The organism is Planococcus sp. NCCP-2050, assembly GCF_023708025.1.
Classification (GTDB): domain Bacteria; phylum Bacillota; class Bacilli; order Bacillales_A; family Planococcaceae; genus Planococcus.
Map to the genome: position 1 here is coordinate 1,768,348 of NZ_BRCX01000001.1, position 19,976 is coordinate 1,788,323.

The 19,976-nt window shown below is 44.9% G+C and carries 20 protein-coding genes and 1 riboswitch; of the genes, 10 read left to right on the top strand and 10 right to left on the bottom strand.

Translation table 11 applies throughout. The annotated features are described in order from the left end of the window. Nucleotides 1–199 precede the first annotated feature (199 nt). The 7 genes from ytvA to NFU07_RS08850 all read left to right on the top strand — a co-directional run bounded on the left by ytvA (nucleotide 200) and on the right by NFU07_RS08850 (nucleotide 4,303). Complete coding sequence (gene ytvA, locus NFU07_RS08820) at nucleotides 200–994, top strand: YtvA family blue-light photoreceptor (RefSeq protein WP_246808998.1); 795 nt, start codon at nucleotides 200–202, stop codon at nucleotides 992–994. Between the two features lie 77 nt (nucleotides 995–1,071). Further along, nucleotides 1,072–1,662, top strand: coding sequence for a hypothetical protein (locus NFU07_RS08825; RefSeq protein WP_251476818.1), 591 nt, complete (start codon nucleotides 1,072–1,074; stop codon nucleotides 1,660–1,662). Between the two features lie 126 nt (nucleotides 1,663–1,788). After that, the gene (locus NFU07_RS08830; protein ID WP_246809000.1) at nucleotides 1,789–2,241 is read left to right on the top strand and encodes a MarR family winged helix-turn-helix transcriptional regulator; all 453 of its coding nucleotides are present in this window, start codon (nucleotides 1,789–1,791) and stop codon (nucleotides 2,239–2,241) included. A 23-nt stretch (nucleotides 2,242–2,264) separates the two neighbouring features. Then, nucleotides 2,265–2,783: a spermidine/spermine N(1)-acetyltransferase gene (gene paiA, locus NFU07_RS08835; RefSeq protein WP_251476821.1), complete on the top strand. Its 519-nt coding sequence runs from the start codon at nucleotides 2,265–2,267 to the stop codon at nucleotides 2,781–2,783. A 13-nt stretch (nucleotides 2,784–2,796) separates the two neighbouring features. Continuing rightward, entirely contained in the window at nucleotides 2,797–3,408 is a 612-nt protein-coding gene (locus NFU07_RS08840; protein ID WP_251476824.1) for an FMN-binding negative transcriptional regulator, read from the top strand. Nucleotides 3,409–3,488: 80 nt separating this feature from the next. Further along, nucleotides 3,489–3,588, top strand: a riboswitch (guanidine-I (ykkC/yxkD leader). Between the two features lie 59 nt (nucleotides 3,589–3,647). Further along, a complete protein-coding gene (locus NFU07_RS08845; protein WP_251476828.1) occupies nucleotides 3,648–3,989 on the top strand; it encodes a DMT family transporter in 342 nt (113 codons plus the stop codon). Beyond that, the gene (locus NFU07_RS08850) at nucleotides 3,989–4,303 is read left to right on the top strand and encodes a DMT family transporter (protein ID WP_251476832.1); all 315 of its coding nucleotides are present in this window, start codon (nucleotides 3,989–3,991) and stop codon (nucleotides 4,301–4,303) included. Before NFU07_RS08845 ends, NFU07_RS08850 begins: the two co-directional genes overlap by 1 nt. 61 nt (nucleotides 4,304–4,364) lie before the next feature. On the opposite strand, the gene NFU07_RS08855 is transcribed toward NFU07_RS08850, so the two are convergent. The 10 genes from NFU07_RS08855 to NFU07_RS08900 form a co-directional block, all read right to left on the bottom strand. Beyond that, nucleotides 4,365–5,135, bottom strand: a complete 771-nt coding sequence (locus NFU07_RS08855) for a TerC family protein (protein ID WP_251476837.1) — start codon at nucleotides 5,133–5,135, stop codon at nucleotides 4,365–4,367. A 295-nt stretch (nucleotides 5,136–5,430) separates the two neighbouring features. Further along, nucleotides 5,431–6,429 carry an HAAS signaling domain-containing protein gene (locus NFU07_RS08860; RefSeq protein ID WP_251476841.1) on the bottom strand — a complete coding sequence of 333 codons (999 nt, stop codon included), beginning with the start codon at nucleotides 6,427–6,429 and terminating at the stop codon, nucleotides 5,431–5,433. Continuing rightward, entirely contained in the window at nucleotides 6,416–6,766 is a 351-nt protein-coding gene (locus NFU07_RS08865) for a PadR family transcriptional regulator (RefSeq protein ID WP_251476864.1), read from the bottom strand. Before NFU07_RS08865 ends, NFU07_RS08860 begins: the two co-directional genes overlap by 14 nt. 179 nt (nucleotides 6,767–6,945) lie before the next feature. Beyond that, a complete protein-coding gene (locus NFU07_RS08870; protein WP_251476867.1) occupies nucleotides 6,946–8,154 on the bottom strand; it encodes a multidrug effflux MFS transporter in 1,209 nt (402 codons plus the stop codon). A gap of 203 nt (nucleotides 8,155–8,357) precedes the next feature. After that, nucleotides 8,358–9,230, bottom strand: coding sequence for a proline iminopeptidase-family hydrolase (locus NFU07_RS08875; protein ID WP_251476869.1), 873 nt, complete (start codon nucleotides 9,228–9,230; stop codon nucleotides 8,358–8,360). Nucleotides 9,231–9,372: 142 nt separating this feature from the next. Next, complete coding sequence (locus tag NFU07_RS08880; protein WP_235199342.1) at nucleotides 9,373–10,446, bottom strand: branched-chain amino acid aminotransferase; 1,074 nt, start codon at nucleotides 10,444–10,446, stop codon at nucleotides 9,373–9,375. A gap of 151 nt (nucleotides 10,447–10,597) precedes the next feature. Continuing rightward, nucleotides 10,598–11,212, bottom strand: coding sequence for an NUDIX hydrolase (locus tag NFU07_RS08885; protein WP_251476872.1), 615 nt, complete (start codon nucleotides 11,210–11,212; stop codon nucleotides 10,598–10,600). 9 nt (nucleotides 11,213–11,221) lie between these two features. Further along, nucleotides 11,222–14,386 carry a DEAD/DEAH box helicase gene (locus NFU07_RS08890; protein ID WP_251476875.1) on the bottom strand — a complete coding sequence of 1,055 codons (3,165 nt, stop codon included), beginning with the start codon at nucleotides 14,384–14,386 and terminating at the stop codon, nucleotides 11,222–11,224. A 144-nt stretch (nucleotides 14,387–14,530) separates the two neighbouring features. After that, nucleotides 14,531–15,592 carry a tRNA 2-selenouridine(34) synthase MnmH gene (gene mnmH, locus NFU07_RS08895; protein ID WP_251476878.1) on the bottom strand — a complete coding sequence of 354 codons (1,062 nt, stop codon included), beginning with the start codon at nucleotides 15,590–15,592 and terminating at the stop codon, nucleotides 14,531–14,533. Between the two features lie 153 nt (nucleotides 15,593–15,745). Beyond that, nucleotides 15,746–16,225 carry an Lrp/AsnC family transcriptional regulator gene (locus tag NFU07_RS08900; protein ID WP_251476881.1) on the bottom strand — a complete coding sequence of 160 codons (480 nt, stop codon included), beginning with the start codon at nucleotides 16,223–16,225 and terminating at the stop codon, nucleotides 15,746–15,748. A gap of 183 nt (nucleotides 16,226–16,408) precedes the next feature. Here NFU07_RS08900 and NFU07_RS08905 point away from each other — a divergent pair, with 183 nt between their 5' ends. The 3 genes from NFU07_RS08905 to NFU07_RS08915 all read left to right on the top strand — a co-directional run bounded on the left by NFU07_RS08905 (nucleotide 16,409) and on the right by NFU07_RS08915 (nucleotide 19,877). Continuing rightward, on the top strand, nucleotides 16,409–17,332 hold the full coding sequence (locus tag NFU07_RS08905; RefSeq protein WP_251476883.1) for a DMT family transporter: 924 nt from the start codon (nucleotides 16,409–16,411) through the stop codon (nucleotides 17,330–17,332). Between the two features lie 47 nt (nucleotides 17,333–17,379). Then, nucleotides 17,380–18,144, top strand: a complete 765-nt coding sequence (pgeF, locus tag NFU07_RS08910) for a peptidoglycan editing factor PgeF (RefSeq protein WP_251476885.1) — start codon at nucleotides 17,380–17,382, stop codon at nucleotides 18,142–18,144. A 146-nt stretch (nucleotides 18,145–18,290) separates the two neighbouring features. After that, nucleotides 18,291–19,877, top strand: a complete 1,587-nt coding sequence (locus NFU07_RS08915; RefSeq protein ID WP_251476887.1) for an NlpC/P60 family protein — start codon at nucleotides 18,291–18,293, stop codon at nucleotides 19,875–19,877. Nucleotides 19,878–19,976: the final 99 nt, after the last annotated feature.

Genomic DNA, 19,976 nt, shown 5'->3' on the forward strand with positions numbered 1-19,976 from the left:
GCTCTTAAGTTTCATCTTAAAAGAAAGGCTATGAAAGAACTAGTACTTCTTGTTGATAAATGTGAATTTATGATGAACATTCACAATCCCTTGTTTCCAGTTTGCTGAAACCTCTCATATTCTGTAGAATTTAATTTATCTATAAAATTGAAATAGTTGAAAACAGTATGCGAATCCATAATAGACTGGAGTAATCTTCATGAAAAATTTAACCCCTGAAACACAAATTGCTATTTTTGAAGCAATGTTGAATGGCAGTCGTGTAGCGACTGTTGTGACAGATCCGCAGCAGCAAGATAACCCGATTATTTATACGAATAAAACTTTTGAAAAACTGACCGGCTACTCCCGTGAAGAGTCAATCGGACACAATTGCCGCTTTTTGCAAGGGCCGGAAACGGATCAAGCAGCGATTCAGCAATTAAGAGATGCCATTGCCAACAAAGAGCAAACTACTGTGACCATAAAGAACTTCCGTAAAGACGGTACAGCTTTCTGGAACCGTTTGAATATTGAACCTATAACTATAGAAGACCATCTATACTTCATCGGAACCCAGACAGATGTTTCAACTGAAGAATATCAGCGCCTTTTGCTTGCAGAAAAAGAGGACGAAATCAATCGTCTGCTGCTGCCGATTTTACCCATCCACGAAAACTTGGGTGCTGTCTCATTAGTCGGCAAAATGAATGAAGAGCGTTTTACTGTTTTAACTGAAAAATTGAGTGAATACGTCCAAAAGAATGCAACCCGCCATATCATTATTGATATTTCCGGCGTCATTTGGGAAGAAAGCTTCTTATATGTCCGGCTCTTAATGATTCAGGATGTCCTTCGCCTAATGGGCGGAACTTTGTATATTACCGGCATCACACCAAAGACTGCTATCGAAATCTCCAGCATGCAAGCACCTGAGCATTCCCTTCGGACGTTCTCGACCGTTCAGCAAGCGATCGAAACCGTGATGGGTGCTAACGGAAAACTGAACAACTAAAACAACTAGATAAATCAGAAGCCTTAATCCTTTCGCAACCAACGAGGGATCAAGGCTTATTTTTAAGGAGGCTGTTTATGTTTTCGAACGACGACTTGCAACAATTGATTGCCGGAAGAATCATCAGCGATCAATTCCCATACGATACTCGGGACGAAAAGGAAGTCAGCGCCCATATTAACCGCTTGTTCCACCGGATCTGCAGAATTCCGAATGTGGTGTGCGAAGCCGAATGGAATCATTTCGGCAGCGGCTATGCTTCTTTTGTGGAGTTTTTCTGTTATCGAAACGAGGATGTTTCTGTCATTCAAGAAAAAGCAACGATCCGTGAGGAAAAAAGAGAAGGCTTGATTATTGATATATGCCGATTGGCCCCCGCAGCCATTTTAGGTGGAGATGTCCGTTATCGAACCATCGACAGAAGGACAGGCGAAGAAATCAGTGGAGCATACGGCTCCCTTCTGGACGGACCAGAACGATTAAACGTGCCGGAGAAATTACAGCCTCTTGCTTCTCAATTGGTCCAAGCATTGAAAGAATTTGGCTACGAAGAAATGGAAGCCGAAAAGCTTGGTGAACTTCTCCCATTTAAGAGCCGGATTCCCACCCTTTATCGCAAGCCGAAAGATTACTTGATACTTGATGCTTTCTTTTATTGGGAAGACTGACTGGATTTTTTGCTTGATTATTAATTCATAAAAAATACGATTACGATTGCAATTGATCTTAAAATGAATTAAATTGAATCTAACGTATTTTTTGTTGCATTTGCAACAAAAAGAAAGGCGGCAGCCATGAAAGAAATTCTTCGGGAAATTGGGATGATTTCCAGAGCATTGGATTCCATCAGCAATATCGAATTCAAGGAATTGAATCTGACAAAAGGGCAATACCTCTATCTGGTCCGGATTTGTGAACATCCCGGCATCATTCAGGAGAAGTTGCTGGAACTGATTAAAGTTGACCGTTCCACCGCAGCCCGGGCCGTTCAAAAGCTGGAAGCTAACGGTTTTATCGAGAAACGCGAAGACCCGCAGAATAAAAAAACGAAAAAGCTGTTTCCTACTGAAAAAGGGAAAGCAGCTTATCCTTTTATCAAAAAGGAAAATGTCCATTCGGATCGTATGGCTATGGATGGATTTTCAGAAGAAGAGAAGGAAATGGCATTTTCCTTACTCCAACGTATCCGAAAAAATGTAGAAAAAGATTGGGAATTCGTGAAAAAAGGACATAAACGAATTTATTAAGATGGAAAAGGAGTGGCGGCCCGATGACAGCAATTATACAAAAATGCACCGTAGAAGATTTGCAGGAACTTCAGAAAATCAGTATTGAAACCTTCACGGATACATTCCAGGAGCAGAATTCGCCCGAACATTTGCAGGCTTACCTGGAAAAAGCCTATAATTTAGAGCAATTGAAAAAGGAGTTGGCGAATCCGCTCTCCCACTTCTTTTTCGTCTACAGCGGCCAGGATATTGCCGGCTATCTGAAAATCAATACCGGATCAGCCCAGACAGAAGAATCAGGCGAGGATGCGCTTGAAATCGAGCGGATTTACGTCAGAACAAAATTCCATAAATATGGGCTCGGCAAACAATTGCTGCAAAAAGCGATCGACCTTGCGCTGCAATTAGGGAAAAAGAAAATTTGGCTTGGCGTGTGGGAAGATAACAAAAATGCCATCGGCTTTTATCAGAACAAAGGATTCGTCCAGACAGGTGCGCATTCATTCTTTATGGGCGATGACGAGCAAATCGATTTGATCATGATCAAAACCCTTTCGTGAAAGGCGGAACGCTATGTACATTCCAAAACAGTTTAAAGTCAACGATTTCGAAGAAGTCCGTGAGTTTCTCCGGCAGCACGCGTTTGGAACGCTCGTCACCACAAGAAAAGGGCGGCCCATTGCCACCCACCTCCCTTTCCAGTTTACAAAAGAACAGGAAGACTATTATTTAACCGGGCATATGGCTTATGGAAATCCCCAGTGGCGAACATTCGAACATACGGAAGAAGTGCTCGTCATGTTCCAAGGGCCGCACGCCTATATTTCCTCTTCCTGGTACGAACAGGAAAATGTGCCAACCTGGAACTATCAGTCCGTCCACATTTACGGAACGCCGCAAATTCTATCCGGACAAGAACTGGAGCACGACTTATCGGAGTTTTTGAATAACTACGAGAAACACCGCGAACACGCTGTACTTTGGGAAAACTTATCTCCTGAATTGCTCGAAAAAGAACTGAAAGGCATCGTCGGTTTCAAGATCCGCGTGACCGAAATCCAAGCTGCCAATAAACTCAGCCAAAATCGCAATGAAGCGGATTACCGGAACATCGTTCAAAAATTGCAGGAAGAAAAGCCTGCTGCTTCTCAGGAAATGGCGCGTGTGATGGAAAAGAAACGTTGAGCGCTGCTTTTTCTGTCCATTGACCCTTTTGGATTGAAACATCGCTCTAAATAAAGTAAGCTTTGAATTAACTGCATATCGGAAATGTTTTCTAGGGTTCCGCAGCCTCCGTGCTGGCCTGGTCCGAGAGAAAACTCATAGCTTGTTGCTATGCCACGGAAGGACAAAAGCCTGGGAGAAACTGTTTTTACAGTTCTCCCAGGCTTTTTATTTTTATTATCCAAAAGGAGGTAGCAATCGTGAATTTAAATTGGCTAAAAGTCATACTAGCAGCTGTTTTTGAGGTGGTTTGGGTCATCGGATTAAAGCATGCGGATAATTTTTTGGAATGGACGATTACGGTCATTGCGATCATCATCAGTTTTACCGTGATGATTATGGCCGGCCGAAAACTGCCGGTTGGAACAGTTTATGCGGTATTTGTCGGGCTTGGCACCGCTGGGACGGTTCTCTCAGACATTCTATTATTCAATGAACCGCTGAAAATCGAAAAATTAATTTTGGTCGGCGTTTTGCTGGCTGGCGTCATCGGGCTGAAGCTCGTCACCCCTGATGCAAAACCGGAAGGAGGCGATGCGTAATGGCTTGGGCAGCACTAATACTAGCTGGCATCTGTGAAATGTTCGGCGTCGCAATGATCAATAAACTGCATCAGGACCGCAATTGGCAGTCCGCTGTTCTACTCGTTTTAGGGTTCGGGGCAAGCTTTGTCTTTTTGGCCTACGCGATGAAAACTTTGCCGATGGGAACCGCTTATGCCATCTGGACCGGCATCGGTGCATCCGGCGGCGCTATTCTCGGAATGCTTTTTTACAACGAATCAAAAGACTGGAAACGGATTTTCTTCATTGCGTTGGTATTGGGGGCAGCTGTGGGGTTGAAATTGGTTTCTTAAACGGAAAAGAAGGCAAAGTCTGCAGGAGACTTTGCCTTCTTTTCATTTCTTATACAGTTATTTATTGTGCTTGTTCCTGTTTTTTCTTTTTCACACTGATCAATGCGCCGACTGCTACAATTCCGAGTAGGACTCCCCAGAAAATCAGTTTCCATTCTGTCGAATGGGCAAATTCATAAGGGATGATCTCAAGCTCTTTATGTCCCAGAGTGAGGACAGTCAATTTGACGCCCACCCACCCGACAATAACAAAGGCCGTCGTCTCTAATTGCGGATAGTTCGCCAATAGTTTAACGAATTTATGAGCAGCAAATCGCATAATGACGAGTCCGACCAATCCACCCGCTAGCATCACTGCAAATTGCCCGGAGTTGATGCCGCCAATTTCACTGACGCCGAATAAATCCAAATGCGGCAAAGTAATTGCCAGAGCAACTGCAGCCAACATGGAATCGATCGCAAAAGCGATATCCGCCAATTCGACTTTCAATACCGTCATCCAGAAACCAGAGCCTTTTGTCGCTTCCGGCTCAATCGTGTGGTCTTTCCCTTTTCGCTGATCGTAAATATGCTTAAAGGCGATAAATAGCAAGTACGCTGCCCCAAGCGCTTGAATCTGCCAAACGTCTACCAATAACGTGATCATGAACAATGCGGCAAAACGGAAAACGAACGCTCCTAATAACCCGTAAAATAACGCTTTTTTCTGCTGCTCTTTCGGCAAATGCTTCACCATGACCGCCATGACCACCGCATTATCGGCCGCCAACAACCCTTCCAATGCTACCAGTACGAGCAGCACCCATAAATATTCCAATAAAATTGCTTCCATCTTTCATCCTCCTCCTAATTTTTGCCAACAAAAAAGACCCTTGCCTAATAAAAGGCAAAGGTCTCGCTAAGCAAAATTGTTTGCTATCACAACCGATGGCTACGAACCATGTAATGACGACTGTGAAATAGGTTTCCCTATAGCTACTCCCCTTTGACATAAAGTCAAAGTCTATTGAGTTGTACGGTTAGTATAGCATCTCTTTAAACACGATGAATCATCACATTTGTCTAAATTATGGCGCAGTCATTTTTCAACAGATGAAGCTTAGCTGTACCAGCGATTTCTCGACTTTTTAAATTTTTCTTTTCGCCTCTTGGATACGGGCTTTTTGGAAACCTTGCACAATATCCATTAAAGCTGTCACGATGACAAGCAGCAAAATACCGCCAATCACCCAGTTCATATTGAAATCTGCGCCGAATATGGCGTTGACTTCAACTAGGAAGCGCTCGTTGAATAATGTCGCATCTGTGAAAATGATGACGAAAACAACGGTCGAAATTGCTTGGACAGCAGCATTCAACACGGCCAACCTCACTGTCCACTGCTCTTCACGCCATTTATAGATTGATAATGCAATCTCCAATACGATGACAAGTGCCACGAGCAGCCAATAGGACACGAGAACTTCCTGGTTGAACGTCGGCGTGATCAGTTCACCGTTTTGGTAAACCCCTATCCAGTCATCCGCATTAAAGTAGAACACAGACCAAATGGCGGTCCAAATCAAGCTTCCTGCAATTTGATACTTGGTGATCTTTTTTTCTTTTGGAATATGGATCGTTTCCTTTAAATCATCCGGCGTCCACTCCTGGTATTTCGACGTCAAAGGCGCATGGGATGTGGAATGATCGGCTCTTTCGATAATCGCGAAAACAATCGTCAGCCAGAAAAACACCTGGATGGCTGCATTTACGCTCGCTGAAATGGCATCCCCCACAAGCGCCGTGATGGTTTCTGTAATCGTAGCGCCTCCATCTGCAGTGAAAATCGACGTAATGACGACGGCAATCAGTGAGACAAGGACGGCAATCGGCAATATCAGTTTCAATAAATCGATGTAAAGATCATAGAATCGCGGCCCGATTAAATGCATCGGCCGTTCTTTATAGCCGCTGGCGAGAATCGCAGGATTTCCGAGCTTTGCCAGCACTTCCTTTACATCATGCAGCGTATAATCCTCTGGCAGCATGTCTTCAATGGTCGATCGCAATTCCAAGGCAATGTCTTCCCTGTTCTTCTCAGGCAGCCTGCGCGTCACTTCTCCAATGTACAGCTCAATCAGATTCATTTGTCTCCGCTCCTTTAAGTAAAGTGTAGAGCTCACGCGACGTCTTTTCCCATTCTTCTTTCAGCATGCCAAAAATCTCTGTCCCGTAATCGCTCAAAACATAATATTTCCGCGGACGGTTTTCGGTCGTATCCCAACTGCTTGTGACAAGTTCCTGTTTTTCCAGCCTGCGGAGCAGCGGATACAAGGTGCTTTGTTCCATTGAAATTCCGCTGCTTTCCAATAACTGAACAAGCGAATAACCGTATTGCGGAGTTTGGAGCTGGCTTAACACGGCTAAAGTCAAAGTTCCTCTTCGCAGTTCAGTGGATAAGCTATTAAATAAGGAATTGTCCATTTTTACACCTCCCTAGCTATACTGTACGACGTACACCTTTATACTGTGTATCATACACTATTATGAAAAATAAAACAATAATAATCTGATAATTTAAATATACTTATGGATATAAAAAAATTGGCCCCTTAAAGAGCCAATTCCACATTGCATTTCGTTCCTATTAATTCCTGCTTTACTTATAAACTTGCGGCTTTTTTCGCCGTCTTCTTAACTAAGAACAAATAAGCCATTAAAGCAATCAGACACATGGAAAAAATGGTCAAGCCCATGGGCACCGCTGTTTCTTCTCCAGCAATCCCGACGAGCGGCGCACTTAACGCACCCAAAACAAACGGCAAAAGCCCCAATAACGCTGAAGCACTACCGGCCGCTTGGCTTTGCGATTCCATCGCCAATGTGAAGGAAGCCGTGCTGACAATTCCGATCGATGTAACGAAAAAGAAAATCGGCACTACGACTGCCCATAATGGCCCCTGTAAAATCACTACGGAGAGCAGCACAGCTCCGGCAAGAGTCGCCCCGTAAAGAGCGGTTTCAAGAAATTTCTTTTCGGAAAATACATGGCTGAACCGTCCTACCGCATAACTGCCGGCAATCAAGCCGATGCCATTCATACCGAAAAGCAAACTGAATACTTGAGGGGACACGCCGTAAATATTTTGATAAATGAAAGGCGTTCCGGAAACATAGGCGAACACGCCGCCGATTAAAAAGCCTTGTGCCAGTGCATACCCCGTAAATTGTTTGTCCTTTAATATGGAAGCGAAATTGGAGAATGTAGCTTTTAAATTGCTTGGCACTCTCCGTTCTACCGGCAAGCTTTCAGGAAGGCGGAAACCGGTAATCAATAATAGAACCACTCCTAAAATCGTTAGGGCCAGGAAAATCCCTTTCCAGTCGGCAAACAATAACACGCCGCTGCCTACAGATGGTGCCAATAAGGGCACAAGATTATTTACCACCATTAATAGTGCAAACAGCCGAGTCAATTCTGCCCCACTGCTCACATCTCTTACTATTGCCCGGGAAATAACGAGGCCGGCAGAAGCCGCAAAGCCTTGCAAAAAACGAAGCAAGACAAAAATATAAATGTTGGGAGCAAATACACAAGCTGCAGAAGCTGCTGCGTATACAAACAGCGAAATCACCAAAGGCTTGCGCCGTCCATGCACGTCACTTAAAGCCCCTGCGACTAGCTGTCCTACGGCAAGTCCAAGCAAACAAGCTGTCAAACTTAATTGGATAGATGAAGCATTTGTTTCAAATACCTCTGCCAGGACGGGAAAAGACGGCAGGTACATATCGATGGTAAAGGGGATCAAAGAAGTAAGGGCTCCTAATAAAAGAATGAAGCGGATACGTTTAAAGCCAACCAGTGTTTCCATTCGTGCAACAACCTTTCTGCATAAAAAACATGAAATCTTGCTTTTTATTTCGAGACTTGAAATACATCTTTATACAGTAGCATAAAACTTTGCCGGCTTGAATTTATTTGACTTTTTCGTTCTCTTATTCCTGCATCGCATGAAATGCCTTTTTTAATCCATATAAAAAACCTTCATCCTGAGAATGAAGGCATGGAGTCCATTTATGTTTTCTGGTGATTTAAAAATTCCCGGATTTTTTTCGTGTAGGCTTCCGGTTCTTCCACACTTGGCATATGGGAGCTGTTTTCAAATACATGAAATTGGGAATCCCGCACTAGACTCGCGTAATAAGCAGTGGCTTCCGGTGTCGCTTCATCGTAGCGGCCACAAGTGAAAAGGGCCGGCATCTTCAATTCTCGAAGCCATTCTGCAGCATCATAATCTTGCAATGTACCCGTCACTGTAAATTCTGAAGCCCCCCACATGAAATTATAGATTTGCTGATTCATATTCTCTAATTCCTCGCTTACTTCCGGCGGCCACGGATCGAGCCTGCAAAGGTGACGATGATAGAAGCCATACATGGCCGTTTGGTATTCAGGGGAATCGGTTGTCTTCTGACGCTCATTTTTTTCAATGGCTGCCTGCAGCTCCAAAGGCATTTTTTTCAAATGATTTCGCTGGTCTCGCTCCCACCTTCGCGCTTGCAGGGCCGGTCCTGAAAAAATGACGCTTTTTACCCCTTTCGGCTGTTTCGAAAGAAAGGCTGCTAAAAGCATCGTTCCCCACGAATGGCCAAGAATATGGACTTCTTCCAGCTCAAGCGCTTTTCGAACCTGTTCCAGTTCTTCCACATAGCGCTCGACTGTCCAAAGTTCGGTATTGCGAGGATGCCCTGAATTACCGCAGCCTAATTGGTCATATTGAATAATCGGACGTTCCTGTCCTAGCGAGCGCAGCGGATCTCGATCACTGCTTTTCCCTCCAGGGCCGCCGTGCAGCAGAAGGAGCGGTGTTCCTCGTCCATTGCCCGTAATGCGGTACCAGACATTCCCGCCATTGACTGGAATAAACCCTTCCGTTACGTCATTCATTGTTTTTTCTCCCCCTTTTTCACCATCACTCGTTTATTGATTCTCCAGGTTGCGTGTAATTCCTTTATTTCAGTCATTTATGGCTAACTTTCACGTTTACAAAAAAAGGCGCGCATCCATTGCAGATGCGCACCTTCTTTTCTTATTTCACTTCCACAGTCCAGCCAAGCGAATCTTCCACTTTTCCTGTCTGGATGCCCGTAATCGTGTCATATAATTTTTGAGACAATTCACCGATTTGGTGATTGTTGACGACCATTTTCTTCCCTTGCCAGTTCAATTCGCCGACTGGCGAAATAACAGCAGCCGTTCCAGTTCCGAATACTTCCTCCAACTGTCCCGCTTCGTATGCTTCATGAATTTCGTTGATCGATATTTTACGCTGCGTGACTGAAATGCCCCATGAACCCAGCAATTCGATGATCGATGTCCGGGTAATGCCATTCAAGATGCTGCCGTTAAGCTCCGGTGTTATGATTTCTCCGTTAATCTTGAAGAAAATATTCATGCTTCCGACTTCTTCGATGTATTTCTTCTCAATTCCATCAAGCCATAATACATCGGCATTCCCAGCTTTTTTCGCATTCGCTTGTGCCTGGTAGCCGGAAGAGTAATTCCCGGCCGTTTTCGCCATTCCTGTGCCGCCTTTTACCGCTCTTGTAAACTGGTCTTCAACATGGATGATGACAGGCGTCAATCCGCCTGTGAAATACGAACCTACCGGTGAAAGGATGATCATCAGCTTGTAAGCTTTTGCCGGGGCTACTGCAAGGTTCGCTTCTGTCGAAATGATGAACGGACGGATGTATAAGGAAGTGCCCTGTGTGGCGGGTACCCAATTTTTCTCAAGTTTGATCAGCTCCGTCAAATAGTCAAGCATCGCTTTTTCATCTACCGGCGGAATGCTTAAACGTTCACTTGATAAATTCAAACGTTCAAAGTTCTTTTCCGGACGGAACAATAAGACGCGGCCATCTTCTGTACGGTAAGCTTTCATGCCTTCAAAAACGGTTTGCCCATAATGGAAAATCATTGCTGCCGGATCCAATGTGATCGGGCCATAAGGAACGATTTTCGGTTCATGCCAACCTTTTCCTTCTTCATATTCCAGTGTGAACATGTGATCCGTGAAGATGGTGCCAAACGGCACTTGGTCATGCAAAGGCTTGTCCTTCTTATTTGTGCTTTCTACAACTTCCAATTGATATGTATTCACCATTGTGAGGCACTCCTCTCATTTAAACAATATAATTGCAGGTATTTGAATAATTATACATTCTCTTAAATTAATTTCAAGTTTATTTTTATCCACTTAGTGAAAATTAAGAAAAAAGACCCGAACCATTTTTTCATAAAAAAGAGACCATTCAGCGAATGATCTCCATAAAATGTGCCAATATACGGGCCGTTAGCCCCCAAATGACCTTGTCTTCATATAAATAAAAGTACTCTTCCATCTGCCTTGGCTGAAAACTGTAATCTTGTCCGCCTTCAATCAAGTCATATGGGAAATTTTCTTCTGGCTGTATATTAAAATTCATATAGTAAATTTCCGGCCGGGTTTCTAAGAAAAAAGACAAAGGCACACTAAAAAGGCTATCGACTTCGGAAGGGTTTGGTTTAAATTCCGCTTCTGCGTCGATTGTACCTGCAAAAGCATAAATGATCATGCCGAACGGCGAGACCATGTAATCGAGCGGATAAACAGCGGCAATTTCTTCTGAACGGATGCCAAGTTCTTCTCTTGTTTCCCGAAGCGCCGCAGCTTGCGGGGTCGCATCTCCCGCATCGATCCGGCCGCCCGGGAAACAGATTTCTCCCGGCTGCCTCCGCAATGTATGGGCCCGGACTTCAAAAACAATGTGGATTTCTCCGTTCCGCTCCAACAGCGGCAACAAGATGGCGTACTTCGAGAAATCCTTGCTGCCCAAGACAGCCGGGTCATGCGCTTTTATCTTTTCGAGTATTTTTTCCGGTTCCATTCCATCACCTCATTCAATCATCAAGATTTCCCGGATATCTTCTTCTGTCATTGCCGTCAGCGCTTCGCTTCCAGGTTGGATGACTTCATCAATCAGGTTCTTCTTTTTCTCCTGAAGTTCGTTGATTTTTTCTTCGATCGTTCCTTTGGCCACCATACGAATCACCTGCACCGTATTTTGCTGGCCCATCCGGTGGGCACGGTCTGTTGCCTGCTGCTCAACTGCAGGGTTCCACCAAAGATCGTACAAAATCACCGTATCAGCCCCTGTCAGATTCAAGCCCGTACCTCCCGCTTTCAATGAAATCAAGAAGAGATTGCCTTCCCCTTCATTGAAGCGGTCGCAAAGCGCTACACGTTCTGCAGCAGGCGTCTGTCCATCCAAATAGAAGTACGGCTGGCCTTGGCGTGCAAGCTGCCGGCCGATGAGTCCAAGCATTTGGGTAAACTGCGAGAAAATCAGCACCCTGCGGCCTGCTAGCCGGCTTTCTTCAATAATCTCAAGCAACTGCTCGAATTTCGCAGAACTTCCCGTGTAGCCCTCTACAAAGAGCGCAGGATGACAGCAGATTTGGCGAAGCCTCGTGAGTCCGGCTAAAATCCGGATTTTGTTTTTCTTCAGGCTGCCTTTCGCTAAATGCTTCAACGCGTCATGTTTGAGTTCAGCCAAATAAGCGGCATAGATTTTTTTCTGTTCTTTCTGCAGATCAGAATACTGCATCGTTTCTATTTTCTCTGGCAGCTCGGTTAATACCTCTTTTTTCAAGCGGCGGAGAATGAAAGGACGAACCCTTTTCGCAATTTCTTCACGTCTAAGTTCACTGAATGCCCTTCTTCCCGGAAGCAGCTCTGGAAAAACCACATGGAAAATCGACCATAATTCATCGATGGAGTTTTCTATTGGTGTTCCCGTTAATGCAAATTTATAATCCGCTTCTATCGACTTCAGCGACCGGGCGGTTTTCGTCAATGGATTTTTGAATGCCTGGGCTTCGTCCAAGAACAGGCTATGAAAAATTTTCCCGCTGTAAAAAGCGGCGTCTGAGCGCAGTGAAGGATAAGAGGTGATGAAGATATCCGTACCCACCGAACTTTCGAAGACGGCTTTTCTTTTTGCTTTTGTCCCGTCGATGATGCGGACATTCAGCTCGGGTGCGAATTTTTTCATTTCATTAAGCCAATTGTAGGTGAGCGAGGCCGGTGAAACGACGAGCACCGGCCGTTTATGCGCACGGATTTCCGGCAGCACCGACACGATATAAGCAATGCTCTGCAAGGTTTTCCCAAGTCCCATATCATCTGCCAAAATGCCGCCGAATTGATATTTCGCGAGCAGTTTCAGCCATCTGTAGCCCGCTTTCTGATAGTCCCGCATAATGCTTTCCAAACGTTTCGGAATAGCCGCAGCATGGTCAAGCGGATGATTCAAGTTCTTGAGAAGCTGCGCAAAATTCTCGCCTGGCTCAATCACTTCTCCGCCTTCCACCACATCCAGCATTTTCATCGCCTGCAGCAGCGGAATCCGGAATTCCTGCTCATCCAATTGCTGCGCTGTCAGTTCCACTTCATTCATAAAATCGTTGAATGCAAGAAAATCCGGCGTTTCAAGCGATAACAGCTGGCCATTCGGAATCCGGTAATATTTTCGTTTATGTTCAAGAGCTTTCAGGAGTTTTTGGATCTCTTTCTCCGGAATCCCCTGCAAATCAAAGCGGAATTCAAGCCAGTCCGTCCTTTCGCCAAAATCCATTTTGATTTTCGGTCCAATGTAGCCAGTATGGAGGCGCATCTTTACCGAAGTGGTGGCATATACTTCAACCACCTCTTCAAATTTCGGGATCCAGTGATAAAGGAAATCGTATTCCGCCTCTTCGTTATGGATATAAAAGCCGCCGTCTGTTTGGTTGAACAAGCTGTCGTGCATCATCTGCATGATGCGCTGCTCTTCCGCGATATGCCGGCGAAGCCCCGGGTAATGTTCAAGGCCTGCTTCCTCTTCTTCACACGGATTGATGATCAATTGCCCATAATGAAATTCAAGGCCTGCGAGAAGCCGGTTGCTGACGCGATCCAGATATAATTTTGCCCGAAGCGGCACTTCGCCTAAACTTCTGGCTACGCCATCATCCATTTTCACATTTCCAAGCTTCATCAGTCCTGGAATGGCCGTTTTCATGAAATGCTCCATTTGGCTTGCCGGAATCGTTAAACGCGGTTCTCCCGCCAACTCCAGCAGGTTCTTCAGTTCCATCAGCTGCCTGCAGCTTTCTTCGGGCAGCGGCACAAGCTCTCCGCCAGTAAACGCGTAGCCGTAAGCACTTAATACCAAAATGCCATTCAGGCCTTTTGCTTCCAGTACATAACTCCCCGACGGCCCTTCTTCAATTTCAAAACGGACAGGGAGCCGCTCCGCTAACCGCAGCTCTTTATATAATTGATCTCCTTGCTGGATGCTGACGTGGGGCGCTTGCTGCAATAGCGGCAGAAGCTGCAGCCAATCCGACACCGAAACTAAGATCATGCCTTCCCGGTCCGTCAGCAAACTTGGAATGCGGGAGCTCTTAATAAGGAACTGCAGGACCGCATCGGTTTCACGGTTGAAATTATGCCATTGTGGATTATAGGTAAAATCACTGGTGATTTCCGCCGGTTCTTTCCGTTCGACTTTCTTCAAGAACTCTAAAACCCTTAGGACGGGATGCCGTTCGCTGATTCCTGCCTGCAAACGAAGGCCAATTCCATATTCCGCGTTTTCCAGCAAAAAAGGAAAGCAGGTAAACTCCACCGCTACTGTTTGGCGCGTATCAAAATGGAGCTGCTTTCCGGCAGGACGCCCGGATGGATTGCTGAACAAACTCAGCATCTGGTCAGCCAATGGACTGCCAACAGCCTGAACATCTCTTGCTGCAAGCAGTACGGCTGCAATGTGCTGGCAATGGGTTTTGATAAAACCGACAGGCGGGCAGCTGCATTCGGCGACAAGCTGATTGTGCTCGCCTTGGCGAATCAAAACAGTGAAATCTTCCCCAGCTTTTACTGTAGCTTTAATCGTTGCTTCCTCTTTGGAGCCCGCATGCAATATTACTTTATTTGCTTCGAAATATGCTTTTCCTTTTTTATAAGCGGCGATTCCGCACAGTTCTTTAATCATTTGTTCACTTAATGCAAAGTTCATTCAGCCATCCTTTCCTAGCTTTTCAGATCAAGCTAACTTTCTTGTCTTTTCACCCTACCACCCGCTCAACAAAGGGTCAAAATTTCCGACGGCGGTAAAAGAAAACAAAACCAGCTCGGTTTAAAGAGCTGGCTTTGGGCGCATTTATGAATTTATCGGGCTCGACAGTTTGCTTTCCGTTTCAGGCAATTGCTCTTTGACTGCCTGAATGGCTTCTTCAAGATTTTTGACGTCTAAATGCAGTTTTTGGGAATCCGGGTATTGCAGGCCGGTGTGCTTGTACCGGGAATCGTAATAATACTCCAGCAGCAGGCGAATAGCGGATTCAAAATTACCCGTTTGGAGATCTTCTTCGATTTTTTTCGCAACCGGCACATGGATGCGCGTCTGGATGCGATGGAAAGCTTCCAAGCATTCCTCCTGGTATTTTGAAGGCGTGTAATCTTCCATGATTTCCTTGATGCGCTCTTCCATCGGCAAGTCGATGATCAGATGAAGGCTGGTGTTTTTCAAATCACTGAGAAACGGTGGAATGACGACTCGGCCAATTCGGGTGCTTTCCGCTTCAAAAATAACATAAGGCGAATCCTTGAGTTCAATCAGGCGTTCATTTAATAATGCATCAAAGGTTTTCTGATTGTGGGGCTCCAAGCCGATCTGGCCGAATATTGATCCTTTGTGATTGGCCATCCCTTCAAAATCAATAACAGGATAACCCTCTTTTTCAAGAGCTTTTAGGATCCGGGTTTTGCCGGTGCCGGTCAAACCGTTTAGCACAATCGCTTTTTTAGGAGCTTCGATATGCTCCAACTGATCAATTGTCCATTTTCGATAAGAACGGATTCCTTCTTCCAAACGGCTGACGTGGACATCCATTAAGCTGAGAAGCGTCGCAGTCGTTTTGCTGCGCATGCCTCCGCGCCAGCAAAAGACCGTTTTATCGCCTTCCACTTCTTTGAATTGGCGGATAAAATCCGGCAGTTTTGCAGAAATGATTTCAAGGCCCCGCTCTTTTGCCGCATGGACGCTTACTTGTTTATAGAGTGTACCGATTTCTGCCCGTTCTGCATCATTGAAAAAAGGAATATTAATGCTTCCTGGAATCGTGAAACTTTTGTATTCAGAAGGCGATCTCACATCAATTAGCGTCATTTCGTTTTTTCGATTGCCGGACATTAACTCTTCTACTCGGATATTGCTGAACATTTTTTCCTCCAAAAGCATGATCACAAGGCTCTGCTTGCTGAACGCTTTATAGTACCGGGGAATTCCCCTGATTTTACTGGCTTAAGACCAATTAAGTTGATTTTTCCTCTATTAAGTATACACCCATTCCCTGGAAATTTGGACTTTCTCGCCTCAATCTCCTCTGATTGGCAGCACCGTGGAATATTTGACTTCCCGGAGTGCGAGGCTTGTTTGGATCTTCGTAATCCCCAATTTATTGAGCTTTCGGATAAAATCCTGCAGGTCTTTCCGATTCTTATTGGCCACTTTCAGCAAATAATCATACTCCCCGGTCAAGCATTGGCATTCCAGCACTTCCGGCATCTCCACCAAGGCAAGTTCCAGTCTACTCAATTCTTCCGCTTGATGAATATCCGTGCTGATAAAAATGTAGCACAGCAAATCAAAGCCGAGCTTTTCCTGATTGAGAATCGCTACGTGCCCGATGATATAGCCTTCTGATTCCAAACGCTTAATCCGGGAATGGACAGCCGGCGGCGACAAATTTACTTGTTTGGCGATTTCCGTATTGCTGAGCTGCGCTTGTTTCTGCAAAATATCCAAAATCTGTACATCGGTTTGGTCTAACACTTTATTGACGATTGATTCCATTTTTTTGCCCCTTTCAATCATTCCAAATAACTTGCTCTAGCTATCCCTAAACAGAATAAATAAAAGTATTTATTTCATATTTCTTATTTTATTTTAAATATAGCGCAATAAACAGAATAATATACGGAAAATTTCGTTTAAATGATAAAATTATTCATTATCAAATCGAAAGAAGGTCTGCATATGCGTTATTTGTACTTCTTATTGCTGTTATTGACCAGCTTTTTATGGGCCGGAAACTTCATCGTCGGAAAATGGCTAGTCGGCCATGCTTCTCCGATGACGTTAACTAGTCTTCGCTGGCTCATCGCCATTCTCTGCCTTCTGCCTTTGGTCTGGTTGACAGAGAAAAAAATTAAACCTTCGCGAAAAGCGATCCTTCCGTTAGCTTTGATGGGAATTACAGGCGTCGCTTTTTTTAATATTCTTCAATTCCTGGCATTGGAGCAGACTTCCGCTTCCAACGTGGGCTTGATTTCCACCTTGAACATGATTTCCATTGCCTTATTTTCAGTGATTTTCTTAAAAGAACGCATCAACTCTTTGCAGATGGCTGCGATGGGCTTTTCCTTTCTCGGTGTTTTGCTCGTCTTGACGAAAGGCGAGCTCCACCTGCTTTGGTCGCTTCATTTCAATAAAGGTGATTTGTACATGCTCGCTGCTGTCAGTATTTGGGGCATCTATTCCGTCTGCAGCAAATGGGCAATGGCCAATACGAGTGCTGCGATGGCGACTTTGTATTCTGGCGTATTCGGGCTCGCCTTCCTGCTGCCGTTCAATATCACGGATTTTGCCGTAGTGGACGTCAACGCCTCATTTGTCTATTCCATCCTTTACACCGGCGTCATTTCGACTGTGCTCTGTTTTGTCTTATGGAATCTGGGCGTTCAAAAGCTCGGCGCAACGACTTCCGGCCTTTTCCTGAATTTCAATCCGGTCTTCACAGCGATTTTAGCTTTTATGCTGCTTGGCGAAAAGATGACAGCTGTCCAAATTATCGGGAGCCTCATTGTCATCAGCGGGTGCTATTTCTTCAGCTATTTTAAAACGAAAAAATTTGCGGCTGACAGCATCGTTCCGCCAAATCTGCAAAGTTCAAAGGTGTAGCTACACATTCAGGATGATTTCCGCTATATTGTAAGCAGGTGATGCAGATGAAAAAGAAATTATATGTAGACAATGAAAAATTTATCGCAGGGATGACGTTCAAAGACCCCGCAGAAGCTGAACAGAATAATATGGCGCTGCATGTCTGTGAAAATCCGGCATCAATCGTAGAAAACCGCAGAAAACTCGCTGCTGAACTTGGCCGGCCTTTGACCGATTTCGTCGCTGCCGAACAAACCCATAGCGCAAATTTCCACCGGGTCATAGCGCAAGATAGAGGCCGCGGCGCAGAAACAAAAGACACTGCGATTAAAAATACGGATGCGCTTTACACATTCGAACCGAATCTTATTTTGAGCAGTTTTGCCGCTGATTGCGTGCCTGTCCTTTTTTACAACGGAGTTTCCGGCGTTGTCGGTGCAATCCATTCCGGTTGGCAAGGGACGGTCAAAGAAATTTCCTTGAAACTCTTTGAACACTTGAAGCAGCAGGAACAATGCGATCCAACTGATTTCCACGTACAAATCGGTGCTGCACTCAGCCAGCAGAAATTTGAAGTGGACGAAGATGTATTTTTGAAATTCAAAGACTTGGGTTATGCCGATGAGTTTATTTCCTTTAACGCCGAAACCAAAAAGTACCATATCGACAATCAATTGACCGTTCAAAAGCAATGTGAGCTGGCTGGAATTCCGGCCAGCCAAATCACCATTGACCGGACATGTACGTTCCAAGACCCTTCCGGCTTTTCTTATCGCCAAGACAAGAAAAGCGGACGGCATATGGGCTTTATCATGAAAAAAGAAGTGTAGAGGCAATCGCCTTGCACTTCTTTTTTCATTTGTTAATAGAGTAAATGGAATTATAAAATTTCATATTTCTAAATATTTAGTCTTACTTTCCTTGTTTTTCTAAGGTATAGTTAGCATAAAATGACAATTTCAAAAGGGGAAACTACATGAACAAAAAAATGATAATGGTTTTGCTGGCATTTCTCATCCTGTTGACGCCATTTCACACTGCCTTTGCCGCTCCCGTCTATAAAGATGTCCAGGACCCATACAAATTTAAAGCCGAATTCGATTATTTAGTGAAACAAGGGATTTTGACTGCAGATCCAGCGGTAGATTTTGGTGTAGACAAAGAAATCACCCGCATCGAAGCGGTTGGCATTTTGATCCAGGCCTTAAAGCTCGACACCACGAATAGGCCGGCCCCTGTTTTCACCGATGTGAAAGCTGACGACCCGAATTTCCCGCTCATCGCCACCATCGTCGATGAGAAAATCATGGTCGGAAATGGCAAAGGCCAGTTCAATCCTTATGAAAAACTGACGCGCGCCCAAATGGCTACCGTTCTTGTAAAAGCCTTTAAACTATCCGGCAAAACCACTACCGTGTTCAAAGACGTTTCCCCTAGTTCAGCAGCTTACGGAGCGATCCAAATCCTGATTGCCAATAAAATTACGGCCGGCTACAACGACTACACATTTAAGCCTTATACGTATTTAACGAAATCGCATTTTGCCGTATTTATAGCCCGGATCCTGAATCCGGCATTCCGGGCGGATCCCAAACCGCCGGCACCACCACCGGCGCCAACTCCTGTTCCGCCAGCTTCATGTGAAAAGCCAAGCAAAACAGCCACTTATAAAGTGAATGTTTCCGTAACAAATATGTGGAAAAACCCAAATAAAACCCGGACTGTCGACAAGCCTTCCCTGTCCAAGCCCGTTGACATGAAAAAATGGATCAATGGCATGACCTTGAATGAAAAGAAATGGCTAGTTGAAAAAACCGATACTCAAGCGGTGTTCGGTGAAGAAGTCAGCTTGCTCACAACCGGCAGCAATTGGGTTGAGATTGCAGCAAACGATCAATATGTACCTTATCAAAAAGAAGGCTACCCGGGATGGGTCCCAAAATCCCATATAGCGAAAGTGACAAAAGATTATTCCGATTGCGGCATTGCCATCGTTACAGCAAAACTCGCACCATTGTATAATACGAACGACCAAAAGCAGTTCATGGAAATCAGCTATTCAACCATCTTGCCGGTCATCAAATCAGACAATAAATGGTACCATGTGCAAACACCAGCTAATGGCATCAAACTTCTGCGGAAAGCGGATGCCAAATCGTATAAGAACTATAAATCCGTTCCTAAACCATCACAAGCAAACATCGTCAATGAAGCGAAAAGGTTCTTGGATCTTCCCTACTTATGGGCAGGCACTTCCGCTTACGGCTTTGATTGTTCCGGAATCATCTACGCTGTTTACAAAAACTTCGGAATCACGATTCCGCGCGATTCGTTCTATCAAGCGACAAAAGGCACGGCGGTAGCGAAGAAAGATTTGCAGCCTGGTGATTTGGTGTTCTTCGCCTATAACGGCGGAAGAGGAAAAGTCTATCATGTGGGGCTCTATATCGGCTCCGGCAAAATGCTGCATGCGCCGAATGCCTCTTCTAAAGTGCGAATTGAGGCGTTGAATTCCGGAGTTTATTTGAAGAATTACTCTGGAGCTAGAAGATACCTGGAATAAGTTAATGGACAAAGTAAAACCCCCATGCCAAAAGGCATGGGGGTTTTCGATAGTTTACGGCGTATCAAGCCACGCTCCACAACGTGTTCCATAAAGGAA

Coding starts and splice junctions, on each gene's coding strand:
- ytvA (WP_246808998.1), top strand. CDS start 200: ATGAAAAATTTAACCCCTGAAACACAAATTGCTATTTTTGAAGCAATG.
- NFU07_RS08825 (WP_251476818.1), top strand. CDS start 1,072: ATGTTTTCGAACGACGACTTGCAACAATTGATTGCCGGAAGAATCATC.
- NFU07_RS08830 (WP_246809000.1), top strand. CDS start 1,789: ATGAAAGAAATTCTTCGGGAAATTGGGATGATTTCCAGAGCATTGGAT.
- paiA (WP_251476821.1), top strand. CDS start 2,265: ATGACAGCAATTATACAAAAATGCACCGTAGAAGATTTGCAGGAACTT.
- NFU07_RS08840 (WP_251476824.1), top strand. CDS start 2,797: ATGTACATTCCAAAACAGTTTAAAGTCAACGATTTCGAAGAAGTCCGT.
- NFU07_RS08850 (WP_251476832.1), top strand. CDS start 3,989: ATGGCTTGGGCAGCACTAATACTAGCTGGCATCTGTGAAATGTTCGGC.
- NFU07_RS08855 (WP_251476837.1), bottom strand. CDS start 5,135: ATGGAAGCAATTTTATTGGAATATTTATGGGTGCTGCTCGTACTGGTA.
- NFU07_RS08860 (WP_251476841.1), bottom strand. CDS start 6,429: ATGAATCTGATTGAGCTGTACATTGGAGAAGTGACGCGCAGGCTGCCT.
- NFU07_RS08865 (WP_251476864.1), bottom strand. CDS start 6,766: ATGGACAATTCCTTATTTAATAGCTTATCCACTGAACTGCGAAGAGGA.
- NFU07_RS08870 (WP_251476867.1), bottom strand. CDS start 8,154: ATGGAAACACTGGTTGGCTTTAAACGTATCCGCTTCATTCTTTTATTA.
- NFU07_RS08875 (WP_251476869.1), bottom strand. CDS start 9,230: ATGAATGACGTAACGGAAGGGTTTATTCCAGTCAATGGCGGGAATGTC.
- NFU07_RS08885 (WP_251476872.1), bottom strand. CDS start 11,212: ATGGAACCGGAAAAAATACTCGAAAAGATAAAAGCGCATGACCCGGCT.
- NFU07_RS08890 (WP_251476875.1), bottom strand. CDS start 14,386: ATGAACTTTGCATTAAGTGAACAAATGATTAAAGAACTGTGCGGAATC.
- mnmH (WP_251476878.1), bottom strand. CDS start 15,592: ATGTTCAGCAATATCCGAGTAGAAGAGTTAATGTCCGGCAATCGAAAA.
- NFU07_RS08900 (WP_251476881.1), bottom strand. CDS start 16,225: ATGGAATCAATCGTCAATAAAGTGTTAGACCAAACCGATGTACAGATT.
- NFU07_RS08905 (WP_251476883.1), top strand. CDS start 16,409: ATGCGTTATTTGTACTTCTTATTGCTGTTATTGACCAGCTTTTTATGG.
- pgeF (WP_251476885.1), top strand. CDS start 17,380: ATGAAAAAGAAATTATATGTAGACAATGAAAAATTTATCGCAGGGATG.
- NFU07_RS08915 (WP_251476887.1), top strand. CDS start 18,291: ATGAACAAAAAAATGATAATGGTTTTGCTGGCATTTCTCATCCTGTTG.